Origin of the sequence: Anaerostipes sp. CAG:276, assembly GCF_000432215.1 — a bacterium.
GTDB classification, from domain to species: Bacteria; Bacillota; Clostridia; order Lachnospirales; family Lachnospiraceae; genus Anaerostipes; species Anaerostipes caccae.
Genome location: NZ_FR889207.1, coordinates 96662 through 107330 on the forward strand (window position 1 = coordinate 96662; position 10669 = coordinate 107330).

General features: G+C 43.0%; 11 protein-coding genes, 1 tRNA gene and 1 other RNA gene. 10 read left to right on the top strand and 3 right to left on the bottom strand.

Annotation, left to right across the window (positions count from 1 at the left end; genetic code table 11):
* Nucleotides 1-62: 62 nt before the first annotated feature.
* The 4 genes from QVP35_RS15750 (at nt 63) to QVP35_RS15765 (ending at nt 3581) form a co-directional block, all read left to right on the top strand.
* Nucleotides 63-653 (top strand): DUF5662 family protein, encoded by a 591-nt coding sequence (locus QVP35_RS15750; RefSeq protein WP_006567314.1) that lies wholly within the window; start codon nt 63-65, stop codon nt 651-653.
* 69 nt (nt 654-722) lie between these two features.
* A non-coding RNA gene (ssrS, locus tag QVP35_RS15755) (6S RNA) lies at nt 723-901 on the top strand.
* A gap of 22 nt (nt 902-923) precedes the next feature.
* Nucleotides 924-3281, top strand: coding sequence for a hypothetical protein (locus QVP35_RS15760; protein WP_225103803.1), 2358 nt, complete (start codon nt 924-926; stop codon nt 3279-3281).
* 15 nt (nt 3282-3296) lie between these two features.
* Nucleotides 3297-3581, top strand: a complete 285-nt coding sequence (locus QVP35_RS15765) for an InlB B-repeat-containing protein (RefSeq protein ID WP_009289890.1) — start codon at nt 3297-3299, stop codon at nt 3579-3581.
* A gap of 232 nt (nt 3582-3813) precedes the next feature.
* On the opposite strand, the gene QVP35_RS15770 is transcribed toward QVP35_RS15765, so the two are convergent.
* A complete protein-coding gene (locus QVP35_RS15770; protein WP_009289889.1) occupies nt 3814-4557 on the bottom strand; it encodes a LytR/AlgR family response regulator transcription factor in 744 nt (247 codons plus the stop codon).
* Between the two features lie 19 nt (nt 4558-4576).
* A complete protein-coding gene (locus QVP35_RS15775) occupies nt 4577-5305 on the bottom strand; it encodes a LytR/AlgR family response regulator transcription factor (RefSeq protein ID WP_009289888.1) in 729 nt (242 codons plus the stop codon).
* Between the two features lie 156 nt (nt 5306-5461).
* On the opposite strand from QVP35_RS15775, the gene QVP35_RS15780 reads away from it, so the two are divergent.
* From QVP35_RS15780 to QVP35_RS15805, 6 genes are all read left to right on the top strand, one after another.
* Nucleotides 5462-6601, top strand: coding sequence for an AI-2E family transporter (locus tag QVP35_RS15780; RefSeq protein WP_006567309.1), 1140 nt, complete (start codon nt 5462-5464; stop codon nt 6599-6601).
* Nucleotides 6602-6661: 60 nt separating this feature from the next.
* The gene (locus tag QVP35_RS15785) at nt 6662-6841 is read left to right on the top strand and encodes a (2Fe-2S)-binding protein (RefSeq protein WP_009289887.1); all 180 of its coding nucleotides are present in this window, start codon (nt 6662-6664) and stop codon (nt 6839-6841) included.
* Between the two features lie 121 nt (nt 6842-6962).
* Nucleotides 6963-7541, top strand: coding sequence for a TetR/AcrR family transcriptional regulator (locus QVP35_RS15790; protein WP_009289886.1), 579 nt, complete (start codon nt 6963-6965; stop codon nt 7539-7541).
* Nucleotides 7542-7631: 90 nt separating this feature from the next.
* The gene (gene ilvB, locus QVP35_RS15795; protein ID WP_022261403.1) at nt 7632-9356 is read left to right on the top strand and encodes a biosynthetic-type acetolactate synthase large subunit; all 1725 of its coding nucleotides are present in this window, start codon (nt 7632-7634) and stop codon (nt 9354-9356) included.
* A gap of 79 nt (nt 9357-9435) precedes the next feature.
* Nucleotides 9436-9519 (top strand) — tRNA-Leu (locus tag QVP35_RS15800).
* 159 nt (nt 9520-9678) lie between these two features.
* Nucleotides 9679-10116, top strand: coding sequence for an RrF2 family transcriptional regulator (locus QVP35_RS15805; protein WP_009289884.1), 438 nt, complete (start codon nt 9679-9681; stop codon nt 10114-10116).
* 55 nt (nt 10117-10171) lie between these two features.
* Here the strand turns inward: QVP35_RS15805 and QVP35_RS15810 are convergent.
* A partial coding sequence (locus QVP35_RS15810; protein WP_288187981.1) for an MATE family efflux transporter occupies nt 10172-10669 on the bottom strand: 498 nt, incomplete at its 5' end.

Genomic DNA, 10669 nt, shown 5'->3' on the forward strand with positions numbered 1-10669 from the left:
CATCCGATTTTTCTGATCGTGCTGTCGGGATGTATCGGGATTGCTGTGCTGGGAGTTTGATTATGCATATTTTAGGACACTTTAAGACAATTACAAAACATAAAATCCTTGTGGCCAAAGGCTGTTTTAAGGTGGGACTTTACTGCCAGGGTATCATGCACGATATGTCAAAGTATTCTCCGACGGAATTTATTCCGGGGGCGAAATACTACCAGGGAAATCAAAGCCCTAACAACATCGAACGAAGGAAATACGGGATATCCAGGGCATGGCTGCACCATAAAGGAAGGAACAGGCATCATTTTGAGTATTGGATCGATTACAGCCTGAATCCTGACGCCAAGGGTCTGGTTGGCATGAAAATTCCCAAAAAATATATGGCGGAGATGTTAGTGGACAGAATTAGTGCCGGAAAAATCTACAAGAAAAATGATTTCACAAAGGAGAGTCCGCTGGAGTATTTTAATAATGGGATCGGAGCATCTATTATGCACGAGGCATCTAAGGATTATCTGATGATGCTTTTAACGATGTATGCTGAAAAGGGAGAAAAGGAGACATTTCGCTATTTGAAAAGAGATTTAAAAGAGGACATCAGCGGTTATGACCGCATTTCTCCTTTTGAGAAAACAGGTCCTGTGGCGATTGGCTAGAATTTCATGTATGTACTTCTTGAAACTCTCACATACTTCATGTATAATAACTTGTAAAGAAACGGAATAAACGGCCTGGGGTGTTCGATAACGCCTGCTATTTTGAACCTACAACTATTTGAACGGGATTCCGAATATCCGGCTGGATACCAAGCCACAATACGGTGGAAGGTAGAAGGCAGGATGAGGAAACCCACCTAGCTGTGGCTAGGAGTCAAAATTGCGGGGAACGGCATCTTGGGCATAACAAAAGATAAGTTGAAGAGACTGTTGGCTGAGCCGGCAGTCTCTTTTCGTCTGCCTATATATTACAAAATTATTGCAGCACAGGCAGGAGAACATAATTGTGCTATTGGAAGTGCGTGTGCCAGTTGGTGTGTCGGAAAAGGGTATACAAAAAATATCCGGATTTCTGGAGGAATCGTGACAGCAAGCGGAGGTGTCAGCTGTGCAGGGATCGGGAGCGGATCCTGGACTCCGACAGATGGTATATATATTACAGGAGGGAATGTTTATGCCAGTGGAGGAACCAATGCAGCGGGAATAGGATCCGGGGGACATACCGGAGCTGAAGATGGCACATATGGTGCAAATGTTAATGTGTCTAATGTTGTTATCAGCGGAGGAGATACTGTTGTTACAGCGTTGGGTGATAAGAGCACCAATATGCCGGGCATAGGCTGCGGAACGCCTCCGGACAATAAACCACAAGGAACTATAACAAATGTCATAGCCAGTCCGGATACCGGTTTTCAAGGGTACATACAGGATGGTACCTCAGAAACAGATTATAATTTTACAAAACATATGCCTTTTCCTTCAGCTTCTCCAATTTCTGTAGAAAAGTTTTATACGAAAATATATTTCGGTCCATTCAGAGATGAAAATACCATTGCGAATGACACAAAAGAACAGATTGGAGCTAATAATATTATCAGTAAAACTGGCGGAGCTGGCTTTAGTGAAAGCCAGCTGAAGGAGCTTGCCAAGGTCAATGGAAAGCGTGAGAACGGAACAAGCTTCATTGAAGGAGAACTGACTTTTACAGATGCCAGACAAATACAGAATATTAATCAGGCAAAAACTTCTGGGAAAATTGGAAATTTTCCATTGACGTTTAGAACACCAAATGGAACAAAGGTTACGGTGACCATCTTTCTAAGAGGTAATGGAACAGATTCCGCAGAATTTGAACCCAATAATTCAATTCCAACCATTGGAGCTAATGACTTTGAAACCAATACAGGAGGGGATCCTTTTACAGAAGAACAGCTGAAAAAATTAGGGGAAGTAAAAGGAAAAGATAAAGAGGGGAATACGATTTCACTCGACGATTTTACAGTAGATTTGGATCAGTTTCAAAAAATTAATGAAGCAAAAACCTCTGGAAAGACAGGCATATTTGATCTGTCTTATACATCCAAAGATGGAAAACAAGTGACAGTCAAAGTTTCTCTGGTCGGATATGATGAAATTACGGAAGATACAGACACTGGAGAAACGATCAAAGGAATGAATATCATTTCCAAAACCGGAGGAAAAGGATTTACGGAGAAACAGCTTAGAGAGTTGTCCAGAGTAAAGGCATTTGATGAAAATGGACAAGAAGTGCCGGCAGTAGATATTCTTTTTTCAGATCAGGATCAGCTGACAGCTATAAATAAAGCAAAAACCACCGGGGAAATTGGAAATTTTCCATTAACGTTTCAAACACTAAGTGGTACAGAAGTAACGGTGACCGTATTTTTAAGAAACCATGGAACAGATACATCTGAGATAGGTTCAGAAAATTCAATATCAACTATTGGAGCCAATGATTTTGAGAAAGATACAGGCGGAGATCCTTTTACCGAAGAACAGCTAAAAAAATATGGGGAAGTGAAAGGAAAAGACACAGAAGGAAATACGATATTACCGGATGATTTTACAGTAGATCTGGAGCAATTCCGGAAAATTAATCAAGTGAAGACTTCTGGAAAGTCCGGCGTATTTGATCTGACCTATTTCGCTAACGATGGGAGTGCAGTGACGGTCAAGGTATCTTTAGTTAAATATGATGAGACTTCGGAGGCTCCGGATCAAGCCGAGAGTATGAAAGGAATGGATATCATCAGTAAAACAGGAGGAGAAGGATTTACGGAAAGTCAGCTGAAAGAGTTGTCCAGAGTCAAGGTATTTGACGAAAGCGGGAAAGAGCTGACAGCAGAAGAAATCGTTTTCTCAGACCCGGATCAGCTAACATCATTAAATAAAGCAAAAACAGCCGGGGAAACCGGAAATTTTTCATTGACTTTTCAAACTGCAAAGGGAACAGAAATTACTATTACAGTTCATCTAAGAGATCATGGGACAGATGGAGCTAAGAACCCGGAACCCGGAAAATTTGATGCCTCCATCGCTGCCAACAATGCGGTTCATAAAACTGGGGGTACTGCTTTTACCAAGGAAGATCTGATTAAACTTTGTGAAGCAAAAGGAAAAGATGAAACAAGGAGTGATGCAGAACTTAATATTAAAAATGAAGAGATGAACAAACTAAACGCTGCAAAACAAAAAGGAAGAACCGGAACATTCGATTTGACATTTTTTATTTCGGGAGGGAAAGAAGTAAGCGTTGTGGTTACCTAAACAGGTGAACATAAGGTGAGTTTTAACCCAAACGGAGGAGATTTTACCCCGAAAACTCAGACTGTTCCGGGCGGTAAATGTGCAGTAGAACCGAAAGAGCCGAAACGAAAAAGTTATATATTTGAAGGCTGGTACTATAAGGATGAGAATGGAAAAGAACAAAAATGGGATTTTGAGACGCCGGTTCACGCAGATATCTCTTTAAAAGCGGCCTGGAAGAAAGATGCTGGAGAAGTAAATGGTACTGCACAGAAGGAGAACAATAAAATCAAGAAAAAAGAAACAGGAGATTATTCGTAGGAAGGAGAGGAAATACTGGAAAATAATAAAAATGGAGAAGTGATCACAGAAAGCGGAAGCAGCAAAGAATCCACTGCTAAAACCGGTGACACTGCAGACTTCTCCATGGCCTTTGTGATGCTGGCGGCAGGCGGAGGAATACTAACTTTATTGTTACATAAAAATAGAAAGAACAAATAACAAAACAAGGACTTTTGCACTCTTATTTTAACAATGTGCAAAAGTCCTTGTTCTATTTGACAGACAAACTGGAAGAATTGACAGAAAAAAACGGATAAGTCTCCCTGCGCACATGATCCAGATAAACATGGCCGATTGGAACGGGAGTTTCGTGGCCTGTCAGGAAGATATTTTCTCTGTCCGCATCTGAAATATAGGAGAGGTTTACGATGTAAGAACGGTGGACACGGATAAAACCTTTGTTTTTCACAGACTGTTCTATAATATTGAGTTTAGAATAGAATTCAAAACTCTGGTCTTTAAAATGTACAACTACGAGCCGCCCGAGAGTCTCAAAATGAGAAATATCGGAAAGCTGAATGCACTGGAACGTGGTCCGGTTTTTACAGACGATATACGGCTTCTTTTTCTGCTTGAAGACCGAGTAGGCGTTGAGAAAAACAGATTCACCCCTGATAAAGTTCAGCTTTGACTTGATGATGTAATTGAAAGGGTAAGCGGCAAAACAGTCACTGGCACATTCCGTGCGGACTCCGAGAAAAATCACAAGTCCCAACGGATCATGCTCGTGAATATGGAGAACCGTGTCAATCCCGCTAATGTCTTTCAGTCCGGCTTCAACAAAATAAAGATCAAAAAAGTGGTTTGGGTTCTCCATGTAAGCAAGAAGCTCCCTGCCCGAAGAAAATGCCCGGATACTGACAGGGATCTGATGTCTCTCGGCGATCAGCTCAAAAAGTTCTATGTATTTTTGCAGTGTCGCAGGAGTATCATCACAAAAGCAGATTGAAAACATAATATCACCTTCTTAATTCTTATAGGGTGTAGATTTTAAGCTGTGACAACATTTTTCGTACCTGACTTAAATATGTGGTTCCTATGGGCAGAGTAAATCCATTCGTCAGCCGTACCGTGCGGTCAGTAATCTGGTCAATATGGCGCATATTTATAAGGAAAGACCTGTGAATGCGCAGAAATCCTTTCGGTGTTAATTCTTTTTCCAGCCTGGACATGGACATATAGAATGAAAAGCTGGTGTTGCTGTGGTATACAGTTGTAATTCTCTGAAAGATTTCAAAGTAGTAAATATCACTCAGAGGTATGTAATGTTCATCCGCGCCGCTGCCGCACTGAAACAGGTTGTTCCGCCTCTTTTCAGCCAGTGAGAGCGCTTTTAAATATACTGGTTCAAACTGTTCCAGAGTCAGATATTTGAGATAGAAAAAGTAAAAAGGAAACGTCGGGAAAGTATTTGCAGCCAGCTGTTTATTGGCAGAGATAAAAATGAGCAGGGCATGACAGCAAAGCTTGCGGAGACTTTTCGCTGCTTCGAGACCTGTAATCTCATCGTCCTTGCTTTTGGATATTCTCAGGAAAATAATATCCGCCCGTTCCGGGTGAGATGACAGATCAAATACTAATTCGTCTTTATTTGTATATTTAAATATATGAATGTTATAGTGGTGCTCTGAGGCGATGTCTTTTAATGTTTTTATATGATCTTCGGATGAGTTCCGATTATTATTAAAAGTGTAAATGTTCATTGGCATATATTCTCCATTTCGCATTTTGTACATCTTTATTTTACCATGGAAAAAGTTAGAAGCACAACAAGAAACCGAATCTTTTTAAATATGTCTGGATATCTGTTTTTATTTTCGGTATAATTATTTAATATCTTTTAAAAGGAGCTGTATCATATGAAATTTTATAATAAAAACACGCAGGGTTTCTTTGGTCTTGTGGCGTTTGGAGTACTTCTTTATTTGGGTGTCAGCAATATAAGCTACATATTGAAGGCATTCTCCTATTTAGTCTCAGTAATCTTCCCGTTTATTATCGGGGGTTGTATGGCGTTTATTATTAATGTGCCGATGAGATTTTTTGAAACGAAACTGTTTTCGAAGGTGAAAAAAGGAAAGCGGGCACTGAGCCTGATTCTGGCCATTTTATGTATTATTGGCGTCCTGGCGCTGATCAGTTTTCTCATTCTTCCGGAGCTTGCCAATACGCTTTACAGCCTGGCATCCAGCATCCCCGGATTTGTGAACGAAATCAAAGATTTCTTACAGAATGTTTCCGACAATCCTCTGCTCACTAAACAGAATCTTATGAAGATCGATTTGGATTGGAATAAGATCAGTACAGAACTGATGGGATTCTTCCAGACCAGCGCCAGCAATATTCTGGGCTCTACGGTATCTGTCATCAGTTCGGCAGTTCAGACAGTAGTGACGTTTTTGCTCGGCACGGTTTTTGCAGTTAATGCACTGCTGAAAAAGGAGAAACTGGTACTTCAGACGAAGAAACTTTTATACTCTTATCTGAAAGAATCCTATGCGGACCGTATCGTATACATTGGAAATATGTGCAATCAGGCATTCTCAAGCTTTTTGTCCGGCCAGTGTACGGAAGCCGTGATTCTGGGCACGATCATTTTTATCAGCATGAATATTCTCCGCCTGCCGTATGCCATGCTGATCGCCATGTTTATCGGCGTGACTTCACTGATTCCTATTTTGGGAGGATTCATCGGAAGCACTTTGGGGGCGATTTTGATTTTTATGGTAAGTCCGTTTAAGATGGTTATTTTTGTTATTATGTTTGTCGTTGTGCAGCAAATCGAGGGAAATCTTATTTATCCACATGTGGTGGGGAATTCCGTAGGTCTTCCTGCTATCTGGGTATTAGTTGCGGTGACCGTCGGCGGCAATCTGGCCGGAGTAGCCGGAATGTTTATCAGTATCCCGGCCTGTTCCGTTATTTATGCACTTTTAAGGAACGCAGCCAACGAAAGACTGAGGAAAAAAGGACTGCTTGAGAAAGTTCAGAATAAATAGTGTATATTCCGCGAAGTTTATGTCCATAATATTCCTATCTTATTTATGGAGGTGGAAGGAATGGACCGTGACGATATTATCTGTCCATGTGTCGATGTGACCGTGGGAGAAATAATGGATGCCTATGAAGACGGTGCCACAACAGTGGACGCAGTCAAAGACGCAACCGGCGCAGGAAGCATCTGCGGGGCTTGTCTTGACAATATTGAAGAATTACTTACAGAATTAAAATCCAAATAAAACCAGGCGGGCAAGCCCGCTTCAACTCCCCAAGTCCCTCAATTTTTGAGGGACTTGACTTTTTCTGTGTGAAACTCTAAAATGAAAGTAAATACTTGCATTGCAGAGAGGGATGATACATATGGATGAGACCGGTCAAAAAATTATAGATGCTGCGATGTCTCTGGTAAGGGATAAAGGATACATGGCAACGACTACAAAAGACATCGCCAATTCCGCAGGGGTGAATGAATGTACTCTGTTTCGGAAGTTTCAGAATAAGAAAAGTATCGTTATGAGCGGTATTGAGCAGGAAAAGTGGCGGGCGGATTTTACGCCGGATGTATTTCAGGATGTCCGGTGGGAACTGCGGCATGATCTGGAAATGTATATGAGAGAGTATATGAAGAGGATTACTCCTGACTTTGTGAGACTCTCCATCGGTCTGCGGGCTCCGCAGATTTATGAGGAAACAGCACCATTTATTATGAAAGTCCCCCAGACGTTCCTCTCATCGCTGATTTCTTACTTTGAACAGATGGCACAGAAAGGCAGGATTCCCAAGGCAGATTTTAAGGTTTTGGCTATGACGTTTTTTTCCAGCACGTTTGGTTATACATTTTTAAATGCGTCGTTCGAACAAAAACTTTCGGAGGTTGAGAGAGAAGACTTTATTAAAAAAACAGTTGCCGCATTCCTGTATGGAATTACGGCTGAGTAAAGGAGACGGCATTGTCTTTTGGCGGTGCCGTATAAATATAACTGATATGCAAGTGAATACTTGCTTTAAGATTCAATGGAGGAATATGATATGGAGATTACAGGAGCACAGCTGGTTGTGAAAGCATTGAAGGCGGAAAATACAGATACGTTGTTTGCGTATCCGGGAGGTCAGGCGATTGATTTATTTAACGAGCTTTATAATGAGAAGGAGATCAGAATCATTACGCCGCGCCATGAACAGGGATTAGTGCATGCGGCAGACGGATATGCCAGGGCCTCGGGAAAAACAGGAGTCTGTCTTGTGACAAGCGGACCGGGAACGACCAATCTTGTGACCGGCATTGCCACTGCAAATATAGACAGTGTTCCTCTCGTTTGTTTTACGGGCCAGGTTTCTTCAGGGCTGATCGGGCGAGAATCTTTCCAGGAAGTAAACACAGTTCAGATCATGAAAAGTATTTGTAAATATGCAGTGACTGTACGTGACAGAAGGGAACTGGGGGAAGCGGTCCGCAGCGCCTTTCAGGCAGCCCGGTCAGGAAGGCCCGGCGCGGCGGTCGTCGATCTGCCGAAGGATATTCAGCAGGAACTGGGTTCTGATTTTTATCCGCTGTGCACAGACGATAAAGCTGAAGTGCCTGTGCCGGAGGAAGTCACAGACCGTTGTCTGGAAGCGTTAAGGACAGCCCGAAAGCCTCTGTTTTTGATTGGAGGGGGTGTACATACTGCAGGAGCGGAAAAAGAAATGACCAGGCTGGCAGAGAAGACCGGGATACCGGTTGTCACGACCATCATGGGGAAAGGGGTTCTTCCCTCAGATCATCCGCTGTATATAGGAAATCTGGGTATTCACGGGAGCTTTGCGGCAAACATGGCTGTCAGCGAGTGTGATGTCCTGTTTGCCGTCGGAACCCGGTTTAATGACCGTATCACTGGAAACACGGACAGTTTTGCGGATAAGGCAGTCCTTATCCATGCAGACATAGAGCCGGATGTAATTTCGCGGAATGTACCGGCAGATATATCGGTTGCTTCGGATGCCGGGAAACTGATCCGGATTCTTCTTAAAAGAGCAAAACCGTCTGGGGCCGGGGAGTGGGTCAGCCGTCTGAACCTGTGGAAACAGCGGCATCCGGTCACTGTAAAGAAAAGCACATCTGAGGAAATCAGCGCACGGGACGTGACAGAACAGATCAATGACTTGTTTGACAGTGCCGTGATTACAACGGATGTAGGGCAAAATCAGATGTGGGCGTCACAGTTTTTACAGCTGTCGGAGAAGAAAAAAATGCTTACTTCCGGAGGCATGGGAACAATGGGATATGGTTTTCCTGCTGCCATAGGCGCTAAATTAGGAGATCCCCGGAAAGATGTCATAGCCATATGCGGAGACGGCGGATTTCAGATGAATATTCAGGAACTTGCCACGGCAGTGCTTTATGAACTCCCTATTATTATCTGCATCTTAAACAACGGTTATCTGGGCAATGTCCGCCAATGGCAGGAGATGTTTTATGAGAGGCGTTATTCTGCCACATGTACCTGCCGCAGGGAAAGCTGTATGAAAGAATGCAAAGGTCCGTCTGCACAATGTCCGTCCGGTTATATCCCTGACTTTGTCCGTTTGGCACGAAGTTACGGGGCAGAGGGTATCCGGGTCCGGGAAGTGAAAGACATCAGAAGCGCTCTCCTGAAAGCCAAAGAGAGAAAAAATGTCCCCACGGTTATTGAGTTTATCATAGGCAGAGAACAGAATGTCCTTCCGATGGTATCTCCGGGGAATTCACTGGAAAATATGATCGGCGGAGAATAAGGGGAGAGATGAAAAACTTGGGTTTTCTTGTTGACATTCCATGACAGAGATGATATTATATTCAAGGTCGTCAAGACAAGCCGGCGTGTCGGAATTGGCAGACGAGACAGACTCAAAATCTGTTGTCCTTACGGGCGTATGGGTTCGAGTCCCATTGCCGGCAGAGTGATAAAAACAGCTGAATTTTTTGATTTCAGCTGTTTTTTTATTGCTTAAAAAAGCTTAATTTCTATATTTGACGGAAAGGAGTTTGACAGAAAGAGACGGATTCTTTACAATAGTCATATAACATAGTGAAAAAGTAGGAATGAGGAGGGAGCCCTTGAAAATTTCAACCAAAGGCAGATATGCGGTACGCTTATTATATGATCTGGCGCAGCACAATACGGGAGAATGGATTTCACTGAAGGATGTGTCAAAGAGACAGGGGATTTCCATAAAATATCTGGAGCAGATCGTAAGGCAGCTGAGTGTGTGCGGATATTTGAAAAGTCTGAGAGGCCCGAGGGGAGGGTATCAGCTTTCTAAAAAACCTTCGGAATATACGATCGAAGACGTTCTGGAAATAACAGAAGGCAGTATTGCCCCGGTGGCGTGTCTGGACGATGAGACCAATCAGTGCGAACGCTATTATGACTGTCCGACCATTTTTATCTGGGAAGGGCTGGATAAAGTTGTGAGGGATTATCTGGGCAGTGTGACGATACAGGATATTTTGGACCGTGCCGCTTTAAAAGGCGGGAATGATTTTATAATATAGACAGATTTGAAAGGCTTCCCGAGGTTTCGGGAAGCCTTTCAGCTTTTATCAGAATTTAATTTTCAGAAGATGCCTTTTGTGGCGTAATGCCCGTTTTCTTTCTCCAAAGGGCGCGTATCAGATACAGGAAGAACAGGACTCCCCATGAGCCTGCCTCCGCATAGGCAATGATCATGTTTCCGCATAGTCCGGCAAAAGCATAGGAAAATACAATACGGGAGAGCAGTGCGGCAATCCCTGATACACTGGAGAAGAGAACGTCTCCAATTCCTTCTATATAACCCCGGATGGACATGGCGATGCCGTATACTACATAAAACGCCGCAATTCTTTGGAAGAAATTTTTTCCGATCTCAGCCGATTCCGGACTGATTCCAAACATGGAAATCAAATATTCCCCGGTTCCCAGTACAAGCCATGTCAATAATAAGGAAACACCAATCATCATCACAGTTCCGGCGCAGACGATTTTAGAAATCTGCTCTCTTTTTCCTGCTCCGTGATTCTGTGCGACCATTGTAGATATGCCGGAGCCGAGATTGATGACCGGCAG